The organism is Micromonospora sp. RV43, from assembly GCF_001029515.1.
GTDB lineage: Bacteria > Actinomycetota > Actinomycetes > Mycobacteriales > Micromonosporaceae > Micromonospora > Micromonospora aurantiaca.
This window is the reverse complement of sequence record NZ_LEKG01000013.1, coordinates 1-24,787: the sequence shown is the minus strand read 5'-3', so window position 1 is coordinate 24,787 and position 24,787 is coordinate 1. Positions and strand designations below refer to the sequence as shown.

Annotated in this window: 40 protein-coding genes; 39 read left to right on the top strand and 1 reads right to left on the bottom strand. The window is 70.3% G+C overall.

What is annotated here, in order from left to right; genetic code table 11:
* Positions 1–112: 112 nt before the first annotated feature.
* The 3 genes from ABD52_RS38085 to ABD52_RS40625 all read left to right on the top strand — a co-directional run bounded on the left by ABD52_RS38085 (position 113) and on the right by ABD52_RS40625 (position 3,870).
* Positions 113–370, top strand: coding sequence for a hypothetical protein (locus tag ABD52_RS38085; protein WP_235437354.1), 258 nt, complete (start codon positions 113–115; stop codon positions 368–370).
* The gene (locus ABD52_RS05410; protein ID WP_235437353.1) at positions 367–2,424 is read left to right on the top strand and encodes a recombinase family protein; all 2,058 of its coding nucleotides are present in this window, start codon (positions 367–369) and stop codon (positions 2,422–2,424) included. The genes ABD52_RS38085 and ABD52_RS05410 overlap by 4 nt, the downstream gene beginning before the upstream one ends.
* Before the next feature lie 153 nt (positions 2,425–2,577).
* On the top strand, positions 2,578–3,870 hold the full coding sequence (locus tag ABD52_RS40625; protein ID WP_235437352.1) for a tyrosine-type recombinase/integrase: 1,293 nt from the start codon (positions 2,578–2,580) through the stop codon (positions 3,868–3,870).
* Positions 3,871–3,878: 8 nt separating this feature from the next.
* On the opposite strand, the gene ABD52_RS05400 is transcribed toward ABD52_RS40625, so the two are convergent.
* On the bottom strand, positions 3,879–4,424 hold the full coding sequence (locus ABD52_RS05400) for a hypothetical protein (protein ID WP_047890991.1): 546 nt from the start codon (positions 4,422–4,424) through the stop codon (positions 3,879–3,881).
* Between the two features lie 116 nt (positions 4,425–4,540).
* On the opposite strand from ABD52_RS05400, the gene ABD52_RS05395 reads away from it, so the two are divergent.
* The 36 genes from ABD52_RS05395 to ABD52_RS05235 form a co-directional block, all read left to right on the top strand.
* Positions 4,541–4,903, top strand: a complete 363-nt coding sequence (locus ABD52_RS05395) for a helix-turn-helix domain-containing protein (protein WP_047890990.1) — start codon at positions 4,541–4,543, stop codon at positions 4,901–4,903.
* Positions 4,900–5,214, top strand: coding sequence for a hypothetical protein (locus tag ABD52_RS38080; protein ID WP_082171217.1), 315 nt, complete (start codon positions 4,900–4,902; stop codon positions 5,212–5,214). Before ABD52_RS05395 ends, ABD52_RS38080 begins: the two co-directional genes overlap by 4 nt.
* A gap of 185 nt (positions 5,215–5,399) precedes the next feature.
* Positions 5,400–5,744, top strand: coding sequence for a hypothetical protein (locus ABD52_RS05390; protein WP_047890989.1), 345 nt, complete (start codon positions 5,400–5,402; stop codon positions 5,742–5,744).
* Entirely contained in the window at positions 5,741–6,100 is a 360-nt protein-coding gene (locus tag ABD52_RS05385) for a hypothetical protein (RefSeq protein WP_047890988.1), read from the top strand. The genes ABD52_RS05390 and ABD52_RS05385 overlap by 4 nt, the downstream gene beginning before the upstream one ends.
* Positions 6,097–6,258, top strand: a complete 162-nt coding sequence (locus ABD52_RS39710) for a hypothetical protein (RefSeq protein WP_161801607.1) — start codon at positions 6,097–6,099, stop codon at positions 6,256–6,258. The genes ABD52_RS05385 and ABD52_RS39710 overlap by 4 nt, the downstream gene beginning before the upstream one ends.
* Positions 6,255–6,656, top strand: coding sequence for a DUF3307 domain-containing protein (locus ABD52_RS05380; RefSeq protein ID WP_047890987.1), 402 nt, complete (start codon positions 6,255–6,257; stop codon positions 6,654–6,656). The genes ABD52_RS39710 and ABD52_RS05380 overlap by 4 nt, the downstream gene beginning before the upstream one ends.
* Positions 6,653–6,847: a hypothetical protein gene (locus ABD52_RS05375; RefSeq protein WP_047890986.1), complete on the top strand. Its 195-nt coding sequence runs from the start codon at positions 6,653–6,655 to the stop codon at positions 6,845–6,847. Before ABD52_RS05380 ends, ABD52_RS05375 begins: the two co-directional genes overlap by 4 nt.
* Complete coding sequence (locus tag ABD52_RS05370) at positions 6,844–7,359, top strand: hypothetical protein (RefSeq protein ID WP_047890985.1); 516 nt, start codon at positions 6,844–6,846, stop codon at positions 7,357–7,359. The genes ABD52_RS05375 and ABD52_RS05370 overlap by 4 nt, the downstream gene beginning before the upstream one ends.
* Positions 7,356–7,721, top strand: a complete 366-nt coding sequence (locus tag ABD52_RS05365) for a hypothetical protein (RefSeq protein ID WP_047890984.1) — start codon at positions 7,356–7,358, stop codon at positions 7,719–7,721. The genes ABD52_RS05370 and ABD52_RS05365 overlap by 4 nt, the downstream gene beginning before the upstream one ends.
* The gene (locus tag ABD52_RS05360) at positions 7,718–7,909 is read left to right on the top strand and encodes a hypothetical protein (RefSeq protein WP_047890983.1); all 192 of its coding nucleotides are present in this window, start codon (positions 7,718–7,720) and stop codon (positions 7,907–7,909) included. The genes ABD52_RS05365 and ABD52_RS05360 overlap by 4 nt, the downstream gene beginning before the upstream one ends.
* The gene (locus ABD52_RS05355; protein WP_047890982.1) at positions 7,906–8,229 is read left to right on the top strand and encodes a hypothetical protein; all 324 of its coding nucleotides are present in this window, start codon (positions 7,906–7,908) and stop codon (positions 8,227–8,229) included. The genes ABD52_RS05360 and ABD52_RS05355 overlap by 4 nt, the downstream gene beginning before the upstream one ends.
* Positions 8,229–8,387 carry a hypothetical protein gene (locus ABD52_RS39705; RefSeq protein WP_161801606.1) on the top strand — a complete coding sequence of 53 codons (159 nt, stop codon included), beginning with the start codon at positions 8,229–8,231 and terminating at the stop codon, positions 8,385–8,387. Before ABD52_RS05355 ends, ABD52_RS39705 begins: the two co-directional genes overlap by 1 nt.
* A complete protein-coding gene (locus ABD52_RS39700) occupies positions 8,384–8,680 on the top strand; it encodes a transcriptional regulator (protein ID WP_047890981.1) in 297 nt (98 codons plus the stop codon). The genes ABD52_RS39705 and ABD52_RS39700 overlap by 4 nt, the downstream gene beginning before the upstream one ends.
* The gene (locus ABD52_RS38075) at positions 8,673–8,975 is read left to right on the top strand and encodes a winged helix-turn-helix domain-containing protein (RefSeq protein WP_053065290.1); all 303 of its coding nucleotides are present in this window, start codon (positions 8,673–8,675) and stop codon (positions 8,973–8,975) included. The genes ABD52_RS39700 and ABD52_RS38075 overlap by 8 nt, the downstream gene beginning before the upstream one ends.
* Positions 8,968–9,363, top strand: coding sequence for a hypothetical protein (locus tag ABD52_RS05340; RefSeq protein WP_047890980.1), 396 nt, complete (start codon positions 8,968–8,970; stop codon positions 9,361–9,363). Before ABD52_RS38075 ends, ABD52_RS05340 begins: the two co-directional genes overlap by 8 nt.
* The gene (locus tag ABD52_RS40085; RefSeq protein ID WP_047890979.1) at positions 9,356–9,811 is read left to right on the top strand and encodes a hypothetical protein; all 456 of its coding nucleotides are present in this window, start codon (positions 9,356–9,358) and stop codon (positions 9,809–9,811) included. Before ABD52_RS05340 ends, ABD52_RS40085 begins: the two co-directional genes overlap by 8 nt.
* Positions 9,808–10,824, top strand: a complete 1,017-nt coding sequence (locus ABD52_RS05330) for a YqaJ viral recombinase family protein (RefSeq protein ID WP_047890978.1) — start codon at positions 9,808–9,810, stop codon at positions 10,822–10,824. Before ABD52_RS40085 ends, ABD52_RS05330 begins: the two co-directional genes overlap by 4 nt.
* Entirely contained in the window at positions 10,821–11,756 is a 936-nt protein-coding gene (locus ABD52_RS05325; protein ID WP_047890977.1) for a recombinase RecT, read from the top strand. Before ABD52_RS05330 ends, ABD52_RS05325 begins: the two co-directional genes overlap by 4 nt.
* Positions 11,743–12,309 (top strand): hypothetical protein, encoded by a 567-nt coding sequence (locus ABD52_RS05320; RefSeq protein WP_235437351.1) that lies wholly within the window; start codon positions 11,743–11,745, stop codon positions 12,307–12,309. Before ABD52_RS05325 ends, ABD52_RS05320 begins: the two co-directional genes overlap by 14 nt.
* Before the next feature lies 1 nt (position 12,310).
* A complete protein-coding gene (locus ABD52_RS05315; RefSeq protein WP_047890976.1) occupies positions 12,311–12,721 on the top strand; it encodes a DUF6205 family protein in 411 nt (136 codons plus the stop codon).
* Positions 12,718–13,113 carry a hypothetical protein gene (locus ABD52_RS05310; RefSeq protein ID WP_047890975.1) on the top strand — a complete coding sequence of 132 codons (396 nt, stop codon included), beginning with the start codon at positions 12,718–12,720 and terminating at the stop codon, positions 13,111–13,113. The genes ABD52_RS05315 and ABD52_RS05310 overlap by 4 nt, the downstream gene beginning before the upstream one ends.
* Positions 13,110–13,634: a hypothetical protein gene (locus tag ABD52_RS05305; RefSeq protein ID WP_047890974.1), complete on the top strand. Its 525-nt coding sequence runs from the start codon at positions 13,110–13,112 to the stop codon at positions 13,632–13,634. Before ABD52_RS05310 ends, ABD52_RS05305 begins: the two co-directional genes overlap by 4 nt.
* On the top strand, positions 13,627–14,451 hold the full coding sequence (locus tag ABD52_RS05300; RefSeq protein ID WP_235437350.1) for a hypothetical protein: 825 nt from the start codon (positions 13,627–13,629) through the stop codon (positions 14,449–14,451). The genes ABD52_RS05305 and ABD52_RS05300 overlap by 8 nt, the downstream gene beginning before the upstream one ends.
* Complete coding sequence (locus tag ABD52_RS05295; RefSeq protein ID WP_047890973.1) at positions 14,444–15,475, top strand: DUF5131 family protein; 1,032 nt, start codon at positions 14,444–14,446, stop codon at positions 15,473–15,475. Before ABD52_RS05300 ends, ABD52_RS05295 begins: the two co-directional genes overlap by 8 nt.
* Positions 15,472–15,681 (top strand): hypothetical protein, encoded by a 210-nt coding sequence (locus ABD52_RS05290; protein WP_047890972.1) that lies wholly within the window; start codon positions 15,472–15,474, stop codon positions 15,679–15,681. The genes ABD52_RS05295 and ABD52_RS05290 overlap by 4 nt, the downstream gene beginning before the upstream one ends.
* 185 nt (positions 15,682–15,866) lie before the next feature.
* Positions 15,867–16,238 (top strand): hypothetical protein, encoded by a 372-nt coding sequence (locus tag ABD52_RS05285; RefSeq protein WP_047890971.1) that lies wholly within the window; start codon positions 15,867–15,869, stop codon positions 16,236–16,238.
* Complete coding sequence (gene dnaN / locus ABD52_RS05280) at positions 16,235–17,365, top strand: DNA polymerase III subunit beta (protein WP_047890970.1); 1,131 nt, start codon at positions 16,235–16,237, stop codon at positions 17,363–17,365. The genes ABD52_RS05285 and dnaN overlap by 4 nt, the downstream gene beginning before the upstream one ends.
* A gap of 25 nt (positions 17,366–17,390) precedes the next feature.
* The gene (locus ABD52_RS05275; protein ID WP_047890969.1) at positions 17,391–17,843 is read left to right on the top strand and encodes a single-stranded DNA-binding protein; all 453 of its coding nucleotides are present in this window, start codon (positions 17,391–17,393) and stop codon (positions 17,841–17,843) included.
* A gap of 44 nt (positions 17,844–17,887) precedes the next feature.
* Positions 17,888–18,571: a hypothetical protein gene (locus tag ABD52_RS05270; protein WP_047890968.1), complete on the top strand. Its 684-nt coding sequence runs from the start codon at positions 17,888–17,890 to the stop codon at positions 18,569–18,571.
* Between the two features lie 125 nt (positions 18,572–18,696).
* Positions 18,697–19,083 (top strand): hypothetical protein, encoded by a 387-nt coding sequence (locus ABD52_RS05265; RefSeq protein ID WP_047890967.1) that lies wholly within the window; start codon positions 18,697–18,699, stop codon positions 19,081–19,083.
* Positions 19,080–19,682 (top strand): hypothetical protein, encoded by a 603-nt coding sequence (locus ABD52_RS05260; RefSeq protein ID WP_047890966.1) that lies wholly within the window; start codon positions 19,080–19,082, stop codon positions 19,680–19,682. The genes ABD52_RS05265 and ABD52_RS05260 overlap by 4 nt, the downstream gene beginning before the upstream one ends.
* Positions 19,679–21,208 (top strand): hypothetical protein, encoded by a 1,530-nt coding sequence (locus tag ABD52_RS05255; protein ID WP_047890965.1) that lies wholly within the window; start codon positions 19,679–19,681, stop codon positions 21,206–21,208. Before ABD52_RS05260 ends, ABD52_RS05255 begins: the two co-directional genes overlap by 4 nt.
* A gap of 9 nt (positions 21,209–21,217) precedes the next feature.
* A complete protein-coding gene (locus ABD52_RS41570) occupies positions 21,218–22,234 on the top strand; it encodes a TerD family protein (protein WP_304413816.1) in 1,017 nt (338 codons plus the stop codon).
* 86 nt (positions 22,235–22,320) lie between these two features.
* Positions 22,321–23,097: a VWA domain-containing protein gene (locus ABD52_RS05245; RefSeq protein ID WP_053065289.1), complete on the top strand. Its 777-nt coding sequence runs from the start codon at positions 22,321–22,323 to the stop codon at positions 23,095–23,097.
* Between the two features lie 6 nt (positions 23,098–23,103).
* Entirely contained in the window at positions 23,104–24,198 is a 1,095-nt protein-coding gene (locus ABD52_RS05240) for a DUF475 domain-containing protein (protein WP_047890964.1), read from the top strand.
* Positions 24,199–24,296: 98 nt separating this feature from the next.
* Positions 24,297–24,787, top strand: a 491-nt coding sequence (locus ABD52_RS05235) for a DUF1643 domain-containing protein (protein WP_047890963.1), incomplete at its 3' end; no start/stop codon positions are given.

Here is a 24,787-nt window from a genome sequence, read left to right as displayed (position 1 = left end):
CTTTATTTGAGCGTTCACAAGGAGTTCTTGCCTCGTCATTTGAAAGGGGGTTCCCCATGGCTGATTCGCGATTCAGTGCACCGCAGTGCGCTGCGAAAACAGGGGGAACAGCGTGGTTGACGCCACTGCCCACGAATCCAATGAAATGTACGATGAACAGGCGGCGGAACGGTCTCCAATCAACGCGATTAGGGATCGGGACGACAGCAATTCGGCCGAAGGTGGCATCTCGTTCCGCCTCGAAATAGTCGCTATTCCGGGGCGCGAGGGGGAGAAGCTTCAGGCGATACAAGCTCGTGCCATTCGCGGCGCCCTGCTGTGGGCCATCGAGCAGCAGGCCCGCAACGACAACCCTCGGGAGGGAAAATGACAGCAGTCGCAGATGAAGCCGGTAACTTGGACGTCGGCATCCTTGACTGGCTCATGCAGATGGCCGACCAGCACCGGCCGAACGACGACGTTCCGACGATCGTGCCAGTCGCCTTCCTCGCCCGTACCTCGACCGAGGATAGGCAAGATCCGACGCTCGCCATCCCGCGTCAGTTGGACAGCGTGAACGTCAAGCTGCCGCCCGGCTTCGTGATCGTGGCCCACTTCTATGACATCGAATCTGGCCGGACGCTCCTGGACCTGCGCGGTCAGAGCGATGCGTACCAAGCCTTCGACATCCCTGTGCCGCGCGACGGCAGCATCGCTGACCTGCTCGCAGAGGCCCAGCGGCCCGACCGGCGATTCGTCGCGGTCGTCTGCGAATCCATTGAGCGCATCGCTCGCACGACCTACTACGGCACGAAGATCGAGCACGAACTCGAACAGGCCGGTGTCGCCCTGCTCGCGGCCGACGAGGGCATTGATCGAGACGCGGTACGCCCGACCGGAACTGGTGGTCCGAAGAACGCCACCTCCGTCCTGACCCGGCGGGTCAAGCAGGCCATCGCCGAGTGGTACGTCCTGCAGATGCTGGAACTCTCGTGGAAAGGCTTCATGCAGCACACCGCACAGGGCTGGAACATCGGCAAGCCGCCGTACGGATACATCGGAGAGCGCCATCCGCACCCGGTCAAGGCCAAGCGCGAAGAGGGCATCACCAAGCACCGGCTCGTGAGAGATCCCGCTTGCGGGCCTGTGGTGACGCAGATCTTCGCGTGGCGAGCGCTGGAGCGACTGTCGCACCAGCACATCGCCGACCGGCTGAACACCGACCTCGACCGGTACCCGCCACCGGTGCCAGTCAAGCGGGAGTCCTACAACACCGCTATCGGTGCATGGACCTCAACCGCCGTACGGGACATCCTCAACAACCCCAAGTACACCGGATACATGGTCTGGAACCGGCGCAAGCGCTCGCGGCCGGATCGAGGAGTGAAAGGCCGTGTCAACCCGCCCAGCGAATGGGTTTGGTCGCCGAGCGTTACCCATGAGCCTCTGACGACTCGCGCCTATTTCGACGCAGGAAGTCCGGTCGGGCGGTACCGGCAAGGGTCTCGCTCGAAGGCCAGCACAAACACCCACCCCAACACCAAGCGCAGCTACCGATACCGGTCCTACATCAAGTGCGACATCTGTTCACGACGCATGTTTGGAAAGACGCACCAAAGGAAGACCCGCCCCGACTACACGTACTACGCCTGCGTCACCAAACGCGAGCACCACAAGAATGAGATGTGGTACGAAATTCACCCACCCGCTCTCACCGTGAACCAAGACATCGTTGACACCTTCGTCGCACGGTTCTTCAACGAGAGGGTGTTCGGCGCCCATCGGCTGGACTACCTGGAGGGACCGGCAGACGAGCCCATCCGGTCCGGCACGGAGGCGACGGCTGCCGCGTACGCCCGGCAGATCAACGATCTTGATGCGGCCAACAAAAACCTGATCTTGTCACTTCAGCAGATGACAAGTTCGGGCGACCCGGAGATCGACGCGCAATGGCGGACCGGCATTCAGCAGCAGTTCGCCGACAACGCGAAACGGAAGCAGGTACTCGCTGCTGAACTCCAGGAGCTGGCCAAGGCCGCACAGCCGAAGGGGGCGGGAACACGCGAACTGGTGGACCAACTACCGCACGTTGATCTGAACGTGCTCGACCTGCCCGACGAGATGCAGAGGCAGCTGTTCGACGCCTTCCAGCTGGAGATCCGGTACGACCGACACCTCCAGCGGATCACACTGCGCGTGGCCGTACGCGCCGAGATGATCGATGTCATCAGCCAGGCTGCTGCCGACGCCACGGGCAAGGCCCCGAAGGTTCCGAGGCAGCGGCAGCCCGAACGCGAAGCAGAAGGGGCGGACGCGCTGGCGTCCGCCCCTGTCGGTCAAACCCGTTCCCATGTTCTACGTGCCCCCGGCAGGATTCGAACCTGCGACACACGGTTTAGGAATCGGACTCCAAAGACGAGTCCGACCAGGGGCGGAAGGCGTTAACGCAGGTCACAGCGTTTTGCGCAGTGGCATGTAGAGGCATGCAGAAGCCTCCAAGACGCACTTCGTGATGCCATGGCATCACGCGTTTCGACTATCGTCCGGCCCGTGGCAACAATTGTTGAGCGCAGGGGAGCTACTGGCACCGCGTACAAGGTGCAGTGGCGCCTGGGCGGTAGCCGGGACGGCGCGTGGCAGTCCGCGACGTTCACCGCCGAGGACCCGGCCGCGGCGGAGCAGCTCGCCGGTCTGGCCAAGGTGCTGGTCGAGTCGCGAGGGCACCGACTCACCCGTGACGAGGTGTACGCCCGAGTGCTCGACGACGGCCCCAAGGCGCAGAGCGCGCTGACGCTCGCGAAGTGGGTGAAGCTGTGGGCTGAGGATCGCAAGCCGGTTCGTCCCGACCATCCGGGCGTAGACGAGATCCAGGAGGACACCCTCGCCGGATACCTCGGGGTCCTCAAGCTCCGCGTTCTGCCGTTCATGGGCCACATGCTGCTCAGTGAGATCGACGAGGACACCATCCGGGACTGGGTGAAGTGGCTGAAGGCGACCCGTGTCCGCCGCACGAAGGCGAACCCCACCGGGCGCCCCATCTCCGCGCAGTCGGTCCGGCGCGCGCACGGCGTGCTGCACCAGGTGCTCGGCGCGGCTGTACCGAAGCACATCCCCTACAACCCGGCAGCGCGGCCGCACGGCACCCGCAAGAACCGGGTCGGCCTGCCGAAGGTGATCCCGTTCGAGGGAATGTTCCTGACGCCGTACGAGGTCGACCTGATCTACGCCAACTGCGATGCGTCGGTCAAGGACCTGTGGTTCCTGCTCGTTCGGACCGGGCTTCGGCTCGGCGAAGCGCTCGTTCTTCGGGTTCAAGACGTGACCCTCGACGGCGCTCACCCGGAGATCCGCGTTCGACGTGCCCTCAAGAAGGGGCAGCGCATCGGCCTGCCAAAGAGCAGCAAGTCCCGGCGCGAGGTGTCGATCTCTGCGGCCGTGGTGAAGATGCTGCGCAAGCGCTGCAAGGACAAGCGGCCGGGTGATCTGCTCTTCCCGTCGACGGAGGGCTACGTGTGGAGAGAGAACAACCTTCGGCGGCGCCACTGGTTGCCGGCGGTTGCCGAAGCGCAGCGGTGCGCTGAGCATCCGCCGGCTCTGCCGCCGAAGCCGAAGGCGGGGCCGCGGCGGAAGCTGCGCCCCGATGAGGTGTCGACGTGCGCCTGCCCTGGACGGTTGAAACGTGCTCCCCGGTTGCACGACGGGCGGCACACACATGTGTCGCAGCTCATCAGCGAGGGTTGGGATCTCTTCAAGATTCAGCGGCGGTTAGGCCACCAGTCGTACTCCACGACCGTGAACATCTACGGACACCTGGACAAGAGCAACGACGCGGCGAACCTCGACGCGCTGGACCGCCGGCTAGCAATGATGCACGACGAGCAGGCGGCGTAGGCCGTCGGTCATCCCGCGCGCTTGCGGCGCAGCTCGTCGCTGGCGGCACGCTCGGCGTCGCGGATGGCGTGGAGCTGGTCGACCAGAGAGCCGGCCCACTGGCGTAGGTGGTGAGGCAGCTGGTCGTTGTCGCGGATGGCGCAGAGCTCTTCCTCATTGACCGGTTGGTCTTGTTGGGGAGCGGCGGCCGCTTCCTCCGACAGTAGGTCTAGCAGGATGTGTGCCGCGTCCTCTCGGCCGGCGTTGGCGAGTTGAGCCGGGGTGACGCCGACGAGCTTGGCGAGCTGGGCGACCCGGATCGCCTTGCCGATGACAAGGCGGAACTGCCCCTGGCCGAGCGCTTGGTAGCCATTGACGATCTGGCGTAGGCGACCTTCGCTCATGCCGAGTTGGATGGCCGCAGCGCGGGCGGTGAGGCCGCGACGTTCCATGGCGCGGCTGATAAGGACACCCTCAGCGCGCGGTTCGGGTTTCTCGGTCAGGATGCCGGGTTCGTCGTGGCTCGGCCGTTCGGGCATACCTGCAGTATGCGCGCGAACATTCGCGAAGTCCATTAACGAACGGTTAAGCGTTGCGAAGATTCGCGAACCCGCTTCTTATGCTCGACATCTTCGCGACAACTCACGTCAGCATCACTTGACTTCGCACTTCTTCGCGGTAATCTTCGTGCATGCTCCTGAAGGCGGCCCGTCAACCCCGACACCCTCTTCACCACGACCCCGCCGCAGTCCGCCAGGCCCGGATCGCCCGCAACCTGTCCCAAGCCGAACTGGCCAAAGCCATCGGCCTACGCAGCGTCGGGCACATCTCCGAGATCGAGGGCGGCACCCGCAACGCCGGCCCTGACCTCCTTCGCAGCATCGCCGAGGCACTGAACTGCGGCGTCGCCGCCCTGGAGAGGCAGAAAAAGCACCAGTGCGAACGGTGCGGCTACGGCTACGACGAGGCCCCCAACGGCAAGGTCCCGCTGCACACCGTCCTCGACACCGACCAGTGGTGCCCCAAGGGCGGCGAAACCCGGAGCGCGGCATGACCAGCACCGGCCCCTTCACTTTGCGCGAGGTCGCGCAGATGACCGGCTTTTCTCTGCGCTCCCTTCAAGAGGGCTGCCGCGCCGGCACGATCGAGCACAACCCCAAAGGAATCGGCACCAGGCGCGTACACCGCGTCATGACCGCCGAGCAGGTCCGCAAGCTGCAAGAGGCCCGCGCGCGGGGCGTCACCGTCGCCCCGTCCGAGCAACCGGCCCCAGCACCGCGACCCAACGTCAGCGCCCTCGATGAGGCGCGAGCCCGCACCCGGGCCGGTCTGGCCCGACGCGTCCCTCGGCGACGCGTCGCATGACCTCGCCCCACCCCTTTGCGGGGGCACCGATCGCAGCCGCCCTGCGCCCCGCCAGGCGCGGGCAGGCGCCGGTGCCCCCGCACCCCCACTCGGCTGCCAACGACAAGGGCGCCCACCCCTGGCCGGGTGAGCGCCCTGCGAGTCAGCCAGCCCAACCGATCACCAGTTCGAGAGGAATCGGCGAGATGACTACCAGGAATCTTAACGCCGCGCCGGCGGTGTCCGGCATGGCGTTCCCGACCGGGTCGCTGGCGGTGTTCGTCACCGACCTGGCCGTCCGCGTCGGGGTGACCCCGCCGCTCGTGAGGGAACAGAAGGCGCTACTGGAGACCGACGGTGAGCTCACCCGCAGGCAGGCTCGTCTGCTCGGCCTCCTGGAGAGCGCCCTCATCTCGATCGCCCGGGTCCACGGGGTGTGCAGCCCGGCCGGTTGCCAGACCTGCCGGCCGGTACGCAGGGGCATGGCGGCGCTCGTCGCCGACGCCGAGGTCGCGCAGACGCGCATCAACCGGGCGGGAGCCGCGGCATGAGCGCCGGGGACCTGCTGGCGGGGCTGCCGAGCATGTCCGCCGCCGAGTGGAACGACGCCCGCACGGTGCACCAGATCGCGGTCCGGCAGAACTCCACGCTGCTGTGCTTCTACTGCCACAAGCAGCTCTTGCAGCACACCGGACCGGCCCGGGTCATCCCGGACGACGACAACCCCGAGTCGCCGAAGGTGTTCGGCAGCCCGCAGTGCGAGGCGACCTGGCGGAGCTGGCAGGAGCACACGGCACGGCAGCCGTCCTCGCACGACGTCACCGGCCTGACCATCGGCACGTACGAGGTCGACGGCGTGCACTACCTCGCCTCGGACGTCCCGAACAACAAGCGGGCGCGCCGGTGAACCCGCACGGCGACCCAACGGCCCAGGAGGCGCGCGAGCGCGCCGAGGCCGCCGACCGGCACGCGGTGCGTGACCGGCTCATCGACATCACCATCGGGCTGATCCTGCTGATGCTGGCGGTCGGCGCGGTGGTCCTGGCCCCGGGGGTGATGCCGTGACGGGCGGAACCGCGCTGGGGATCCTTCTGGCCCACCTCGTCGGCGACTACATCATCCAGAACGACTGGATGGCGCGGCTGAAGACGGTGTCATGGCTGCCCGCCGTGGTGCACGGGGTGACGTACACCCTGCCGCACCTGTTCGTCACGCAGTCGGTGTGGGCGCTGCTGATCATCGGCGGCACCCACATCGTCATCGACCGGTACCGGCTGGCGAAGTACGTGATCTTCGCGAAGAACCTGGTGGCTCCGGCCGCCCACCGGACCGGCTGGGCGGGCTGCTCGAAGGAGACCGGTTTCCCCCTGGCCACGCCCGCCGGGCTGGCCAGCGGCCTGCTGTTCATCATCGACAACACGCTGCACCTGCTGATCAACGTCGGGGCGGTGGTGTGGCTGTGACCCGCTACCTCGTGCACAGCGTGCAGCCCTGGAAGGACACCGGCCGCGCCCGCGTGTTCTGCGTAGCCGACGACAAGCCGATGGCCGAGCTGATGTGCCGCGCCGAGCAGGCCGCCACCCACGTCGAGGTGGCCATCACCCCGGTCGACCAGATGCCCGACCGCGGGGCTATCCGGACGGAGGCGGCATGAACGAGATGGTGCTCGTCTCCGTGGCCTCCGGCGTGGTCGGCGCGGCTGGCGCGACCGTTGTCTGGGGTTCCGCGTGGCTCTACCGGATCGAGCAGGTCAGCCGTGAGACCGAGCAGGCGGTGTTCGACTCCGCCGGCCAGCAGTTGACCAAGGTGATCGGTCGCTCGGCGGTGCCGGTGTACGACCTGTGGGAACGCGACGTGCTCAACGGCCCCACGATGGAACTGCCGGTAACCGTCGCCCGGCCCATGGTCGTCGCGGCGGTCGAGGTGCCGCCGTGCCCGGTGCCGTCGCTACTGGGCACTCTGCTGCTCCTGGTGCAGTACGCCGGTGAGCAGGGCCTGCGATGGGTGCGTTCCTACGCGGTCGCGCGGCCCCTAGCCGCGCGGCGCGCGTGGGAGCACCCCGGCTGGGACACGCCGGAGGGGCTGGCCGAGCTCCAGCGGGTTGCCGGCACGCGCGGCGGGCGGCACCGCGCTAAGCAGCCCACGTCTGCCGGGGTGGCGCGGTGATCGGGCAGAGCAGCGACGCCGGCTTCGAAGTCCTGGACTGGGTGCTCACACAGGTGTGGGCGGTCGGTCCGCTGCCCGCATGGATGTACCCGCTCGGGTGGGCGTGCATCGGACTCGGCGCGGCCGCGCTGGCGTTCCTCGCCGGCGCGGCCTGGGGCAGCGGTCACCGCGACGACACCGCGCCGCCCGCCCCTTCCCGCGACGTTACGGCCGTCCTGCCGCGCGTCGAGCATTCCCCCGTCCGCCTGCACCGCCGGGGCCCGCGTTTCGCGCTGCCCCGGCGCGCCTCCACTACCCGGGCGTTGTCCGGGACCTCCCGATCCACCAGCTATGCACCAGGCAAGGCGGCACCACGTCGATGACCACGCTCGTCCCTCTCACCTACGCGGCCCTGGCGCAGCTTCCCGCGCGCATCGGGGCGCGGGTCGACTTCAACGGCCCCGTCCCGCCGGACCCGTTGCGGCCCATCACCGCCCCGTGCCGCAAGCGTGGTCACGACTGGACCAACCCGCGCAACGTCCGCGGCGGCGGCATGCGGGTGGCTGCGTGAGCGGGGACGTGCCGGAGCTGAACCGGGAGAAGTCGGCGTTCCTGGTCGAGGTCGACAAGGGGCGCGTCACCGAGCACCGCGTCGGGGCGAAGTTCGAGTCGCGGCGCGATCGGGCCAACAACGGTCAAGGCTGGCGGTTCGTGCGCTGCGGGAAGCTCACCGGCCCGCTGGCCGCCGCCGAGCTGATCGCGCTGCCCGAGCGCGCCGCCGACGACCCGGGCCCGTGGACCTGGGCGCTGACCGACCTCGGCCGCCGGGCTCTCACCGCGTACCAGGCCGCCGCCGGGCAGGCCCGGCCGAAGCTGGGAGGGCGGTCCTGATGCTCGCACGCCTCGTTCGGCGTTACCAGGCGCACCTCGCGATCATCGCGACGTTGGTCCTGCTGGTGGCCGCCTGGACGCTCATCGGGCTGATCGGCTACGGGATCTGGACCCTGGTCATGGCCGGGCTCAACGCGCTGGCGGGAGCGCTCGCGTGACCGCCCGCCCCGTCCCCCCGCCGATCACCGCGCCGGCCGGTGGGGCGTGGACGTTCGACCCGGCCGCGCTGGCCGCCGCGATCACCGAGCGGCGCCGCGAGCTGAAGATCAGCCGCCGGGAGGTCGTCCGGCAGGCCGGCGCCGGCACGCCGTCGACGCTGACCCGGCTTGATGAGGGCCGACACATCAGCGTGGACGTGTTCCTGCGGCTGCTGCTGTGGCTGGGCTGCACCGACGTCCGTCCGTTCCTGGCCACCATCCCGGCTTCCGCCGAGGAGGCCACCGGTGCGTGAAACGTTCACTGTCAACGGCCAGATCCGCAACCGGCTGCGGCCGCTCGCCGCCGGTGACGCCCGGCCGGCAAAGGAGCAGATCGCCGAGCGGCTGCGGCAGGCCATCGCCGAGGGCCACTACCAGCAGGGCGAGCGGCTGCCCGGCACCAGCGCGCTGGCCCGCTACTACCAGGTCGGCGCGCACATCTCCTACGAGGCGTTGTTGCTGTTGCAGCACGAGGGCCTGGTGCGTGTGGTGCGTCGCCGCGGAACCTTCGTGCGCGGCTGCGGCGGTGGGGAGGCCCGCCATGGCTGAGTACCGGCACGACGAGGACTTGGTGCGGATCGTCGCTGACGCGTTCACCGCGCAGACGCGCCGGGCGGCGCCGGACCCGAGGAACCTCTACAGCTCTCGCCGGCTGGCGGCGCTGTCCAGCGACGACACGGCCGTGGCGGTGCTCGACGCGCTCGCGCGCGCTGGGCGGCTAGCCAGCCGTCGGAACCTTGAGAACTTCGGCATCCGGTTCCTGCTGCTGGGCCTCGGCATCAGCGGCGCGATCGGGCTGATCGCCGTATTCACCGACTGGCCACCGTCGGCCGTGGTCGCTATCGGCGTCGCCGGCGGCGTCGCCGGGGCGCGCTCGGTGAACCGGGCCGCCGCCCGGGGTCTGTCCGGCGCTGGACGGGGGCGCGGACGTGGCTGACCTGATGCTGACCTACCGGCGGACGGTCGCGGCGCTGATCCCGGCTGCCGGGCTGGCTCGGTGCAGCCACTGCGGCATGCCGTACGGGGAGGGCAATCGGCAGGGCCGCATCGTCTACGACCGCTTCGACGAGCAAGGCCGGGCCCGGGGCGGGACGTTCGTCGTCTGCCTGTGGTGCTGGCCGCAGGTGCCCGCCGACACGCTGCTGTTCTACGCCGCCGGTCTCGTGCTCGGGGTGTGGCCGCTCGGCGGGGTGCCGCTGATCACCTGTGTGCGGGACTGGCCGCGGATCCGCGGCGCGTATGAGCAAGCCCGACGCGAGCCGACGGCACGGTGCCCGCACTGCGGCGACCGGGTCGATGGCCTGCTCGCCGGCTGCCCGAAGCCCGCATGCCTGTCGGCCGACATCGCCGCCGACCGCCGCCAGGCCCGGCGGGAGGACGTGTGAGCGAGACCCTGACCTGCCGCGAGCCGGTGCTTCTGCTGCCCGCCGACGCTCCGCGCGAGGAGTGGCTGGCCGCGCGCCGCACCGGGATCGGCGGTTCCGACGTCGCCGCGGTGATCGGCATCAGCAAGTACGACGGACCGCTGAGCGTTTTCTACGACAAGGTCGGCGTGCTGCCGGACCGGGACACCCCGGCGATGGAGTGGGGTCGGCGGCTGGAGAGGGCGGTGCGTGGCAAGTTCGCCGACCAGCACCCCGAGCTGTACGTCTACGACGGTCCCGGGCTGATCCACCACGCCGCCCGGCGGTGGCAGCTCGCCACGATCGACGGCCTGTTCGCCGAGTGCCCGGGTGGCGACCCGCTGGGCATCGTCGAGGTCAAGACGGGCAGCGCCGGCGCCGACGACTGGGGCGACGAGCTGACCGATCAGGTGCCGCTGCCGTACCTGTGCCAGACCACCTGGTACCTGGACGTCTACGGGCTCGCGATCGCGTACCTGTGCGTGCTGCTCGACGGGCGCGACTACCGCGAGTACGTCATTGAGTACGACGCCGAGCTGGCCGCAAAGCTGCGCGGGCACTGCGGCGCGTTCTGGCACGGGCACGTCCTGCCCGGTGTGCCGCCCGACGCTGACGCGCTGGACACCACCCGGCAAGCGCTCGACGCCCAGCACCGGCCGGCGCCGAAGAGCAAGGCCGACCTGCCCGCAGAGGTCGTGGAGTGGGCGCGCATCTACGGCGTCGCCCACCAGGCCGAGAAGCGGGCCAAGGCACGCAAGGCCGAAGCCGGCAACCACATCCGCGCGGCGTTCCTGGCCGCGGGATCCCCGTGGGAGGGGCGCGTCGGTGGCCGGAAGGTCGCCAGCTACCCGATCTGCGGTCAGCCCACCAAGACCGTCACCGACTGGGATGCGCTCACCGCAGCCCACCCCGACCTCGTGGCCCAGTTCACCCGCACTGAGCCGGTAGAGCAGGAACGCCGGCTGATCCTGTCGAAGGAGTTCACGCAGGAATGAGCACCACCGCACGCACCCGCGCCCAGAAGCTCGCCGCTCAGATCCCCGACGTCCCCGCCGGGGACACGGCGACCGCCGGCAACGCGGTCGCCACGAAGAAGCCCGACTACGCGCGGGACCTGCTGGCCTCCATGGAGGAGGAGTTCGAGGCCGCGCTGCCGAGGGTGCTGCCGATCGACGTGTTTATGCGCGTCGCGCTCACCGGCTTCCGCAAGACCCCCGAGCTGCTGGAGTGCACCCGCTCGTCGCTGTTCGGGGCGCTGCTGGAGACCGCCCGCCTCGGCCTGGAGCCCTGCACCGAGTACGCGTACCTGATTCCCTTCGGTAGGGAGTGCACGCTCGTTGTCGGCTACCAGGGCTACGTGCAACTCATGTACCGCACAGGACAGGTCGACCGGGTCGAGGCCGAGATGGTCTACGAGGGCGACGAATGGGAGTACAGCCTCGGCGACGGCGGCAAGTTCTTCCACCGACCCAACATCGCCGCACCGGTGGAGGAACGCGGTCGGCCGATCTTCGCGTACTCGTACGCGGCGCTGCGCGGCGGCGGCCGCACCAAGGTCGCCTGGTGCAACCGGGCACAGGCCGAGCGGATCAAGGCGGAGTTCGCCCGGTCGGCGAAGTCGCCGTGGCGCGACCCCAATCGGTTCGACGCGATGTGGCTGAAGACGCCGGTTCGGCAGCTTCAGAAGTACGCGCCGAAGTCCGCCGAGCTGCGCCGGGCGCTGGCCGTCGACGGCGCGACCTACGACGCCAGCGGCCTCGCCATGTTCGAGGACGGGCGAATTATCGACCCGGACACCCTGCCCGGCGAGATCGTTGACGGGCCGGTGGACGAGCCGCAGCCGACCACCGACGGCGGCGCGGAGGACGGGCCGGCCTCTGTGCGGGTGCCCAACGACGAGGCCGGGACCGGCGATGCAGCGCAGTAAGGGCCTCAACCCGATCTCGGCGAAGCGCCGGGCGGCACTCGATGCCGCCGGCCAGCCGGTCACGTCCACGTTCGGCCGCCGGTCGCCGCTGGCCGGCGGGTCGACGCTGCGTCGTAGCGCGGCGATCCGCCGCACCGGCGGCCGGGCGCTGCGCACCCCCGCCGCCCGGCCGGAGTACACGGGCCCGACGCCGCAGGTGCGGGCACTGGTCGTGACCCGGTGCGGCGGCCGGTGCGAGTGGCCGGGCTGCCGGCGCGCCGCGGTGGACATCCACCACCGGCTCAACCGGAAGAACGGCGGCCGCCACGGCGCCGCCCGGGAGCGCATCAACCAGGCCGGGTGGCTGCTCGGCGTGTGCCGGCGCCACCACGAGCGGGTCACCAACCCGGTCGGCGACGTGCGGGGCGAGGTCGAGGCGCTGGGCTGGCTGCTGCGCGAGCACCAGGACGCGCTTGCCACCCCGGTCCTGACCCGGCACCGGCCCGAGCTGGTGCTGCTGGACAACGCTGGCGGATGGCGGCCGTTGCCCGTCCCGTGCGCGGAGGTGGCCTGAGATGGGCTACCGCACCCGCGTCACCGGGGCCATCCAGATCAGCCCGCCGATCCCGTGGTCGATCCTCGACGGCAGCCGCTTCGTCGGTCCGCCGCACCGCCGGATCGTGGACATGGACTGCGTGCTGCGCGTGGTCGAGCAGGTCGCCGAGGGGGGCGACGGCTCGACCGTCCGGCGTGTCGCCGTCGCGATCACCGGGGCCATGCCGGAGCGGTACTGCGCCTACAACCTCCTTGACCACGTCCAGAAGATCATCGACCTGTTCGGTGAGGGGCGCACCTTCACCGGCCGGTTGACGTGCACGGGCGACGAGCCCGGCGACATCTGGCGGGTGGAGGTCCACGACGGGCGGGCCGTCCGGGTGGAGCCGCGCATCGTCTGGCCCGACGGAACCGAGGGGCTGACGGCATGAACAGCTGGCACCACGCCGTCTCCGCCGCCCGTAAGTGGGGCGGCCGGCCCGAGGACTACATCGCCATCCACGAGTTCATCGACTCGTCCAAGCAGGTCATCGGCGACGTCCGGCACCGCTCGCTCTACCACCACACCACCGGGGTGTGGCTGTGCCAGCAGGTGTTCGGTCGAACCATCACCGTCGCCCGCACCCACGGGTCCGTCGACGTGCCGGTGCGGCTCATCGCCGAGCAGCACGTCCTGGAGGACCTCGGCTGGCTACCCAGCCCCGCCGACTACATCGGCGGTATGCCGATCCAGCCGTGGATGTCCGGCGCCCGCCGCCGCGAGGTTCCCCTGTCCCACCTGCTGACCAGCATCCCCGCCTCTGAAGGAGCCGAGAGCGCATGACCACCCCGACCCACAACTTCCTCGGCATCCCGATCGACGGGCAGATCAACCGGAGTAAGGACCGCAAGGAGCAGCGTCCGCTGTCGGAGCTGGAGCCGCTGCTGCGCGCGGTCATCGACGATCCGACCATCGTCGAGTTCGGGTGGCGGCAGTACACCCCGTACTTCAACGACGGCGACGCGTGCGAGTTCGGCGTGTGCGAGCCGTGGTTCCGCACCACCAGCGACAACCCGCCGGCCGCCGACGACGACTGGGACGCCGAGGACGACACCTACGAGCTGGAGTTCAGCACCCACCCCACCCTCGGCGAGCGGCCCGGGACGTACAACCGCACCACCCGCTCGTACGAGTACAGCGCGTACGTGGGCCCCGACGAAGCCCGCTACGACCGGGTGCGGGACCTGTCCATCGCCATCCAGTCGGGCCACTTCGACGACGTGCTCCTCGACGCCTTCGGCGACCACTGCCACGTCCGGGTCCGCCGTAGCGGCATCACCCTCACCGAGTACAGCCATGACTGAACCGGTCGCTCCGGCCGCCGATCGGGCGCTGTGCCTGCGGGTCGTGGTGTACGGCACCCCGGGCCCGCAGGGCTCCAAGACGCCGAAGGGCCGCAACCCGAAGACCGGCCGGCTCGTCATGGTCGAGTCGTCGAAGAAGGTCAAGCCGTGGCGCGCCCTGGTCAACGCCGCCGCCCGTGACGCGATCCACCGCATGCCCCGCGAGCAGCGGAAGGCGTTCCCGCTGGACGGGCCGCTGGTCGGCCGGATGGTGTTCACGATGGCCAAGCCGACGGCAGCGCCCAAGGGCCGCCAGACCTGGCCGACCACCTACCCCGACGCCTCGAAGCTGCTCCGCTCGACCGAGGACGCGTTGAAGACGGCCGGCGCGCTGGCCGACGACGCCCGGCTCATCGAGTTCGACCGGCTGGCCAAGGTCTACCCCAGGGAGGACCCGGAGGCCCTGGACCGGCCGGGCGTGCGCCTGTCGGTGCGCCGGCTCGTGCCGGCCGTCACCGGCCAGTGGTGCCACGCCGCGCGCGAGGGCCTGCCGGACCTGCCGTGCGTGCTGCGCCCGCACGCGGACGCCGCGCACCGCGACGTGCTCGGCGGCACGTGGCACGCCGGCACGCTGTTCGCCCTCGCCGACCTGGCCGGGTCGGAGGGGTGGGAGCCGCCGGTGGTGACCGGGGGGCCTGTCCACGACTTCGTACCTGGCGGCGACGACTCCAAGTTCGGCGGCCGCGGCACCTGGTGCGCGGTGTGGCTCGGCGAGGGCGACGACGCCGACCAGTGCGGGCGGCCGCGCGAGGCGCACTCGGGGGCCAGCCGTGGCTGAGTTCACCGCGATCTCCTGGGCGCACCACACCTTCAACTGCTGGTGGGGGTGCCGGAAGGTGTCGCCGGCGTGCCGGTTCTGCTACGCCGAGCGCGACAGTAACCGGTGGGGCATCGACGCCTGGGGCTCCAAGGGCGAGCGCCGGATGATGTCCGAGGCGTACTGGCGTCGGCCGCTGACGTGGAACCGCAAGGCGCTGGCCAGCGGTGAGCAGGTGCGGGTGTTCTGCGCCTCGATGGCCGACGTGTTCGAGGACCACCCGGCCGTGGTCGACGCCCGCGAGCGGCTGTGGGACCTGATCGAGCAGACCCCGGCGCTGACCTGGATGCTGCTGACCAAGCGGCCGCAGCACGTCGCCCGGATGGCCCGCTGGGACGACGACTGGCCGCCGAACGTGTGGGTCGGTGTGTCGGCGGAGACGCAGCGGTTCGCCGACGAGCGGATCCCGGTGCTCCTGCGCGTTCCCGCCGCGGTGCGGTTCGTGTCGGCGGCGCCGCTGCTGGGCGCGGTCAGCCTGGCCCGCTACCTGGCCCGGCCGCGCCCGAGCAGCCAGCAGGTCGCGGAGGTCGCGGTCCGGCACGGGATCGTCAGCCGGCAGTACACCGACGTCCGGCGCCGGCACTTCGACCCGCCCCGGCCGGGCGTGGACTGGCTGATCACTGAGGGCGAGTCGGGTCCCAAGGCCCGGCCGTCGCACCCGGCGTGGTTCCGGGCCCTGCGCAACGAGGCCATCCAGGCGGGGGTGCCGTTTCACCACAAGCAGCACGGTGAGTTCACCTGGGACATGCCGACAGCGGCCGACCCGATCTCGCCCGACGGTCGGGCGCCGGACTGGGATCGGCGGCCTAGCGCGTGGGTCTGCCAGCAGGACGGCAAGGTCGTCCGGGCCGAGGCCGACGTGCCGGACACCGGGAGCTGGCAGGCCGTGTGGCGGGTCGGGAAGAAGGCCGCCGGGCGGCTGCTCGACGGTGACCTGCACGACGAGTTCCCGGCCCCCCGGCAACTCGCGGGGGCGGGCGCGTGATCACCGGCCGGACGTACCTGGAGCGCGGCCAGCTTGTCACCGTGCTGGTGCAGTGGCGGCAGCAGCGCAAGACCGAGCGAATGCCCGCGCACCAGCTGCTGACGCTGGGCACGCACACGCCCCGCAACGTGCTGCTCCGCCGCCCGGACGGCGAGCTGGTGGTGCGGCCGTTCCGTGGGCTGCGGGTGGCCAGGGGCGTCCGATGATGGCGGGTCTCCTGCCGGCGCGACGGCGTCAGGCGTTGGGGGGTGGTCTGTGCCGTGGCCTGCCGTCGGACTGGTGGGACACCGGCGACGGCGGCAACCGCCTGGCCTTGGCGATCTGTCGGGCCTGCCCGGAACGGGACGGGACCGTATGCCGTGCTGGTCAGCGCGACGACACGCCGACCGGCGTGATCCGCGCTGGCGTGGCCTACAACGACCGGGGCACCGCCCTGCCGCTGTGCGAGTGCGGCTACCCGCAGGTCGACTACGCCGGCGGAACGGTCGCTCCCTGCGCGCGGTGCGTGGTCCCGCAGGTGCCGATCCCGGACCGGCAGGAGTTCCGGGCCCGCGCCGTGCGGCTGCTGCTGGCGGCCGGCGCGACGGACGAGGAGATCGCGGCGGAGATGCGGGTGTCGGTGAGGCAGGCCGGCAGGTTGCGCATCGCCGCAGGGGTCCGCCGGCACAAGCACCGGCCCGCTGGCGCGGCCACGGTCGCCGCGCGTGAGCCGTCTCGGTCCGCCGCACGCCGCTGTACCACCACGGAGAGGACGCTCGCATGAAGCTCCGCATCGATCGGGATCAGTTCACCGACGCGGTTGCGTGGACCGCGAAGGCGCTGCCGACGCGCCCGCACATTCCCGTCGTCGCCGGCGTGCTGCTCGAAGCCGGCGGCGGCGAGCTGCGGGTGTCCGGCTACGACTACGAGACCGCGAACCGGCACACCCTGTCGGCGGCCGTGCATGACACCGGCGCGGCGCTGGTGTCTGGGCGGCTGCTCGCCGAGATCACCAAGTCGCTGCCCAACAAGCCGGTTGACCTCGCGGCGGTCGGCGCGCACCTGGAACTGGTCTGCGGGGCGTCCCGGTTCACTCTGCCGACGATGCCGGCGGAGGACTACCCGGCGCTGCCGGCGATGCCCGGCGCAGCGGGGGCGGTCGACGCCGCCGCGTTCGCCGCGGCCGTCGCGCAGGTCTCTGTGGCCGCCGGCCGCGACGACACCCTCCCACTGCTGACCGGCGTGCGGGTCGAGGTCGACGGGGCGACGCTGCGGCTGTTCGCCACCGACCGGTATCGCGTCGCCGTGCGGGAGCTGGCCTGGGAGCCGGTCGTCGACACCAACCCGACGGCGCTGGTGCCGGCTCGGGCGCTGCACGACACCGCGAAGGTGCTCGGCCAGGTCAGCGGGAAGCTGGAGCTGTCGCTGTCCGACCTGGCGCGCGGTGAGGGCCTTGCAGGCTTCGCCGCCGGTGGCCGGCAGAGCACCAGCCGTCTGCTCGACGCGGCGAACTACCCGCCGGTGCTGAGCCTGTTTCCGAAGGCCGCCAACAGTCAGGCCCGCGTCTCCACCGCTGGGCTGGTCGAGGTCGTCAAGCGCATCGCGCTGGTCGCCGAGCGGACCGCGCCGGTGCTGCTCACCTTCGACGGTGACGCCCTTGTGGTCGAGGCCGGCGGTGTCGACGCCGCCCGGGGCAGCGAGTTCATGGACGCCGACTTCACAGGTGAGCCGCTGGCCGTCGGCTTCAACCCGCAACTGCTCCTCGACGGCCTGGCCCACCTCGGAACACCGACCGTGGCCCTGTCCTTCGTCGACGCGTTCAAGCCGGCGGTGTTCGCCCCGGTCGGTGCGGACGGCGCGACCGATCCGACCTTCCGTTACCTGCTCATGCCCATCCGCGTCAGCCGCTGACCAGCGCCAAGGAGATCACCCCGACATGGCCGGAGACACCACGATCACCGTGATCGGCAACCTCACCGACGACCCGGAGCTGCGGTTCACCCCGCAGGGCGCGGCCGTGGCGAAGTTCCGCGTCGCCTCCACCCCGCGGTTCTTCGACAAGACCGCGAACGAGTGGAAGGACGGCGAGCCGCTGTTCCTCGCCTGCACCGTCTGGCGGCAGGCCGCCGAGAACGTCGCCGAGTCGCTGCAGCGCGGCGCTCGCGTGATCGTGTCCGGCCGACTGCGCCAGCGGTCGTACGAGACCCGTGAGGGTGAGAAGCGCACCGTCATCGAGCTGGAGGTCGACGAGATCGGCCCGTCGCTGCGCTACGCCACGGCGAAGGTGCAGAAGATGTCCCGCTCCGGTGGCGGAGGCGGGGCGGGCGAGGACCCGTGGGCCCACAGCACGCCTCGCGGCGGCGGGTTCGACGAAGATCCCCCGTTCTGATCCCTCATCCCCTGCCTACTTCTGCCCGCTGAGGGAGACCCACGATGGTCATTCAGATCTCGACGTTCGACTTCACCGGCCTGCTCGCCGACGTGATCCCGTTCTCCTATCCGGAGGATGACCTGCCGACGCTGCACTGCGTCCGGCTGGAGTGGGACGGCTCGATGTTGCACGCCCTGGCCACCGACCTGAACCGCATCGCGATCTCGTCCTGGCATCCGCACGACGACACCGAGGCCGGCGACGACCGCGACCAAGGGCGCCTGCCGGTCGACCCGTGGGGCGGCAAGGACCGGCCGTGGGCGGTGGTGCTGCCCCGCCCGGACGCCGAGAAGCTGGTGCAGGTCTTCAAGCTGCCGACGAAGCGGGGCCTGACGCCGCTGGCGATCGAGTGCGACCACGGCCACCTGAAGGTGGTCCGCCCGCGCATCGGCGGGATGCTCGCCCTGCGCGCCGACGTCGAGGGGAGCTTGGAGGAGTTCCCCGATCTGCGCCGGCAGCTGTCCGAGCACGACCGGGTGGAGGCCGTCGGGGAGATCTCCTACGCCGGCGCGAACCTGGCCGATTTCTGCTCGGCGGTGCGCCAGCGCGGCCCGCTGGAGCTGGGCTTCTCGGGCCGTACGGGTATGACCCGCATCGCCATCGGTGAGCGGTTCGTCGGCGCGGTCCGGCCCGCGTCGGTGCGGATGCCGATGGGTTCGCGGTCGGATACCGGAGCGGCTTTCTGACTTCGCGAATGTGTTCCACCCCCTGACCTGCGTATAGATAATATGCGTGCCATCTGTATAGACAGTATGCTAGCTTCCTGTCTATACGGGCGGCATCGCGTCGGATCGCCGAGGAGAGCATCCCCATGCAGACCATCCCCACCCTGAAGCGGCTCTTCGCCGCCGGCACGCTCGCAGCGCTGGTCGCGTGCGGCACGCCGGACGTCGAGCCCACCGACACCACAACCCAGTCCGCCGAGGACTGCGACAAGGAGGACCTCGCCAAGCGCGAGGACGACTGCGGCCGCTACGTCAACGGCGTCTGGACCCCCTGGTCCTGGGTCAGCCAAGGCCGGCGCACCCCGCCGCGCGGCTGGACCTCGGCCCATGAGCCCCGGCCGAGCGCCACGTCCGTGCCGCAGCCGGTGCGGACCACCGGCGTGACGGCACCGAAGCCGGCCAGCTCTGCGAACACGCCCCGCCAGACCACCACGAAGAAGACCACCGTCGGCACCACGAGGCGAAGCAAGTGAAGCGGCCGCTCTGCTTCATCGACACCGAGACCACCAACACGTCCCCGCACAGGCGGGCGTGGGAGGTGGCCTACATCCTGCGCCGCCCCGGCCGGGAGGAGGAGCGCGGTTCCTGGCTCGTCGAACACGACGACCTGGACATGGCTAACGCCGACCCGGACGCCTTGAACGTCGGCCGGTTCTACGAGCGACACCCCCAGGTGAACCCGCACTCCCCCACGTTCACCGTCCACCCCGAGCGCGAGGTCATGCGCCAGGTCGAGCGGGTGACCCGCCACGCGACCCTGATCGGCTCGAACGTGCCGTTCGACAAGGAACTGCTCGGCGACCGGATGCGCGCCCACGGGTTCCTGCCGAACTGGCACTACAAGCCCGAGTGCATCGCCACTCTCGCCCGAGCAGTGCTTCTCGGGCGCCGCGTGCCCCTGACCGGCGAGGAGAAGTCCGACGACCTGTCCCGCCTCGTGGGCGTCGACCCGGCCCGCTTCGACCGGCACACCGCGATGGGCGACTGCGAGTGGTCCGCCGCCTTGTGGGACGCCTGCCACGACCCCATCCCGGCGGAGCCGATCCGCCCCGTCACTGGAGCGCTCGCATGAACCCCCGCACCAAGACCCTGCTGACCGTCGGCGGCGTGCTCCTGCTGCTCGCCGCCTGCGTCGGGCTGGCCCCCTACTACTCCACCATCCTGTGGTGGGAGGTGCGGCCGATCCTGCCGGTCCTGCTCGCCATCGCCGTGTTCGTGGCCATCACCGTTGGTTTCGCCTTGGTCGGGGGCGCGATGAGCAAGGGCGCCAGCGACCGAACCGCGATCGGCATGGCCGTGCTCGGCTGTTTCATCGGCGCCGCCGGCGCCCTGCTGTGGATCGCCCACACCCAGTACGACCAGGACCGCACGCTCATCGCGACCATGAAGGTCACCGGCGAGCCGGTGCCGACCCTCGCCGGCCGCGCCCCCTACCAGGTCGGTCAGGCGCAGGCCCGGCCGAACCTCGGCGACAGCACCGGCGACATCGCCGACACCACCTACGTTCCCGGCCAGGACCGGTACGCGACCCTGGTCGCGCGGCGAGGCTGGCTGTCGGGCTACGAGGTGGCGCTCACGCAGCAGATCCCGTTGCAGGGCCGCGGTGAGGCCGACAAGAAGTGCGCCTTCGACCGCAACCGAGCGGACGCCCGGATCAGCGGCAACTTCAGCCACAACCTCGGCCGGAAGATCGCCCAGCAGCAGCGGTGGGTCCGGTTCTCCGACCAGGACGCCTACGCCTACTGCGACGGGGACACCCCGATCGTGGTGGTTCCCCTGAAGCGGCAGGTCGGCATCCTCGTCGTCACCGAGAAGCCGGCCGGGGTCGCGCTCTACAACGGCAAGACCGGCGCGGTGACCATCACCACCAACACGTCGAAGGTTCCGGGCCCGTCGTACCCGCTCAGCCTCGCCGCCCAGCAGCGGAAGGCTACGGCAGGCAGCGGCTCGTTCCCAGACTGGGTGTTCAACCGCGCCGGGTGGGAGACCCCGGACGACGACACCAACTCCGGCAACGACAGCGAGTTCACGCTCGACGCCGGCGGCCAGCCCACCTACGTCACCCCGCTGACCGGACGCGGGTCGGCCACCGCGATCTCCGTGGTCACCACCGTGCCGGCCCGGCACTCCGGGCTCGGGCTCGCCCCGCTCACGGTGCACAAGCTGAATCCGGTGTGGGTGTCCCCCGGCGCGATCCTCGACAAGATCAAGGCCGACTACCAGGACATCCCGAACTGGCAGACGTTCCGCGTCTACGAGGTCATCCCCACCGGCGGCGACTCCTGGGTGGCCACCCTCGGCACCGGCCAGAACATTCTCTACCGCGCCACCGGAACCGGGAACCTCAAGGGCGACAAGGCGACCTGCCTGCTGCGCGCCGACGGCAGCATCTACCGCTGCGGCACCGCGGCCGCCGTCGGCGGCAACGGCGTCGGCAGCCAGTACGGCCCGACCGGCACTCCGGGAGCGCCGGGCAGCACCGGGCCCGCACCGAGCGGCGACCTGCGCGGCATGTCGAACGAGGAGTTCGCCGAGCTGCAGCGGCGCATCGCCGCTGAGTCCGCTTGCCGGATCAACCCCGCCAGCTGCGGCCGGTAGGGGCACGAGATGTCGACGTGGTGGCGGCCGGCCCGTCGCGCGGACCTCGGTCTGCGCGACGGTGACCTCCCGGCGGCGCCGTTCGCGGTCACCAACCGGCGCTGGTACTTCCTGCACCGGTTCCTGGCGACCGCTGGCGCCCGCCGCGTCGAGCTGATGGCCGGCCGGGACGCGTACGTCAGCGCCCGGCTGGCCAACCAGTGGGGCGACGCGATCACCGTCGCCGGCCTCGACGACTGGCTCCAGGTCGGCCGGTTCAACGGCACGGCGGTCGTGGCCGCCGGCATCGTGCACGCCTCACGAGCAGATCAGTTCGCCGACACGTGCGAGCTGACCCCCCTGCGGGACACACCCGCGAATCAGTGGCTGCAAGCCATCGGCGTGCAGCTGTCCACAACCCCAACCGGACTCGTCATCAGCGGCGAGCCCAAGAAGGAGAACAGCATGTCCGTGAACCTCACCAAGGGCGGCAAGGTCAACCTCGACAAGGAGGCCGGCGGCACCCTCACCCGGGTCCGGGTCGGGCTGGGCTGGGACGTCCGCAAGACCGACGGCCCGGACTACGACCTCGACGCCAGCATCATCGCCCTCAACGACGCCGGCGTCAGCATCGGCAAGGACTGGTTCGTCTACTACGGCAACCTCAAGTCCCCCAGCGACGCGATCGTCCACCAGGGCGACGAGCTGACCGGCGCGTCGCAGGGCGACGACGAGCAGATCCTCATCGACCTGACCAAGCTCCCCGCCGACGCCACCGACCTGCGGATCGCGGTGACGATCTACGAGGCCGGCAAGCGGGGTGGACAGTCCTTCGGCGTGGTCGAGAACGCCTTCGTGCGCGTCATCGACGAGTCCACCGGGACTGAGCTGGCCCGGTTCGACCTCACCGAGGACGCCGACAACGGCGTCAACGCGCTGATCTTCGGCAAGCTCTACCGCCACAACGGGGCGTGGAACTTCCGCGCGCTCGGTGAGGGCTTCAAGAACGAGATCGAGGGCCTCGTCAACGCCTTCAAGATCGCCTGACCCTTCTCCTGACCGGCGGGGCCGGGCACAGGCTCGGCCCCGCCATCCCCACCCGGTTGCACCTCATCCCCACATCGGAGACCACAGTGTTCGGATCGAACCGCACCAGCCGCCCGGCGCCCGCCCACCCCGTCAAGCTCACCAAGGACCCCGCCGGGGCTCCGGCGATCAACATCTCCAAGGTCCGCGAGGCCGGGCACATCGAGCTGGCCAAGCGGGCGGACAAGGCGGGGCTCGCCCTGTCGAAGAAGGGCCTCAACGGCATCCGCGCCCAGGCGGTGCTCGTGCTCGACCATTCCGGGTCCATGCTCAACGACTACTCCAACGGCAAGGTTCAGACGCTGGTCGAGCGCGTGCTCGGGTTCAGCCTCCAGATCGACGTCGACGGCACCGTGCCGGTCGTCCCCTTCGACCACCGGGTGCTGCCGACCGTCGAGGTCACCGTCGACACCTACCGCGACGTGGTCAACCGGAAGATCTGGCGCGGCATGGGCGACATGGGTAGCACCCGGCTGCACGAGGCGCTGCGCGTCGTCCGGGACATGGCCGTCATCACCGATGCCCCGCTGTTCTGCGCGGTCGTCACCGACGGCAACCCGGACTCGCGGCCGCCGACCACCGACATCGTGGTCGACCTGGCCCGCTACCCGGTGTTCCTGAAGTTCATCGCGATCCGGGAGGTGCCGTACCTGCAGGAGCTGGACGACCTGCCGGCCGACCGGCGGCTGCTCGACAACGTCGACGCGAAGTTCTTCAACGACCCGTCCGCCGTCAGCGACCTGGAGTTCGCCGACGCGCTGGCCGACGAGTGGGACACCTGGATCAGCGCCGCGCAGCGCGCGGGCGTCGTGCAGGGGGCCTGACCGCTGATGAGCAGCACCGTCCTCGATACCCCGGGCACCACGGCGCAGCCAGCCAAGGTGTCCCTGATCCGGATCTACTGGTTCTCGGCCCTGGTGACCCTGGTCGCGTGGGGCGCGGTCGCTTTCGGCGCAGGACCGGCAGCGATGTTCACGGCGATCGTCCTGACCGCGCTGGAGATCACGTTCAGCTTCGACAACGCGGTCGTCAACAGCAAGCTCGTGACTCGCCTGTCCCCGTTCTGGCAGAAGCTGTTCCTGACTGTCGGCATCTTCGTCGCGGTGTTCGTCGTGCGTTTCGTGCTGCCCATCGTCATCGTGCAGCTGGCGGCCGGACTGGGCTTCGTAGAGGTCATCGACCTCGCCGTCAGCCATCCCGAGGAGTACGCACATCACCTCGAAAAGGCTGGCCCGATGATCGACGCGTTCGGCGGGACGTTCCTGCTGATGATCGGCATCGCGTACTTCATGGACGCCGAGAAGGACGTGCACTGGATCGGCTGGCTGGAGCGGCGGCTCGCCCCGCTGGGCCGGTTCGACAACCTGACCATCTTCGTCATGGTTCTCGCGGCCATCGCGGCGTACTTCACCGTCGGCGGCACGCTCGAACAACGGTCGATGGTCCTCGCTGCCGCGATCATGGGTATCGCTCTGCACGTCGGCCTCGATCTGTTCGGGACGGCTTTCGAAGGGGGCGAGGACGGCAAGGCGAAGATGACCGTCCTCGTCGGCGGGGCCGCCGCGGTGATGTTTCTGCGGCTGGAGGTCCTCGACGCCAGCTTCTCCTTCGACGGTGTGATCGGCGCGTTCGCGATCACCACGTCCGTGCTCGTCATCATGGCCGGCCTCGGTGCCGGCGCGATGTTCGTGCGGTCGATGACCGTGCACCTGGTCCGGGCCGGGACGTTGGGGAAGTACCGCTACCTGGAGCACGGCGCCCACTGGGCGATCTTGTTCCTCGGCGTCGTGATGCTGCTCAAGCTGTACGGCGTCCACCCACCGGAGTGGGTCACCGGCTCCCTGGGCCTGGTCTTCATCGGGCTGTCCGTCGCCACGAGCGTCCGCCAACGCCGCAAGGCCGACCGCGCCGCCGTCGCCGCGTAGTCGCGGCCTGACTGCACCACCGGCGCGGCCCGTCCATCACGGCGGGCCGCGCCGCTCAATTCCATTCCGGTGATTCGCGAAGCTGGATAGGGGCGTCTATGCACACCGACCTGGTCACCGACCAGCACGCGGCGACGCTCGACGAGCAGGCCACCGCCACGTTCTCACCCTGCCGAACGTATCGGTACGCGCTGACCCGCCGCTGGCACCCCGATCGGCCACTGACCGTCTTCGTCATGTGCAACCCGTCGACCGCCGACGCTTTCCGCGTCGACCCCACCGTGGCGCGCTGCATCGCCCGGGCCCGGACCTGGGGCACGGGCGGACTGCTGGTGCTCAACCTGTTCGCGCTGCGCTCCACCGACCCGAAGGCCCTCTACGGCCACCCCGACCCCGTCGGCCCAGACAACGACCGCGTGATCGCCGAGCACTTCACGCTCGCCGCTGATCCGCTCGGGCTCGTCGTCGCCGCGTGGGGGACCCACGGCGCGCTGCACGACCGCAGCCGCCACGTCGACGCGCTGCTGCGCGCCCGCGGAGTCCGCCCCCTGTGCCTCGGTGTGACCCGGGCCGGCTTCCCCCGCCACCC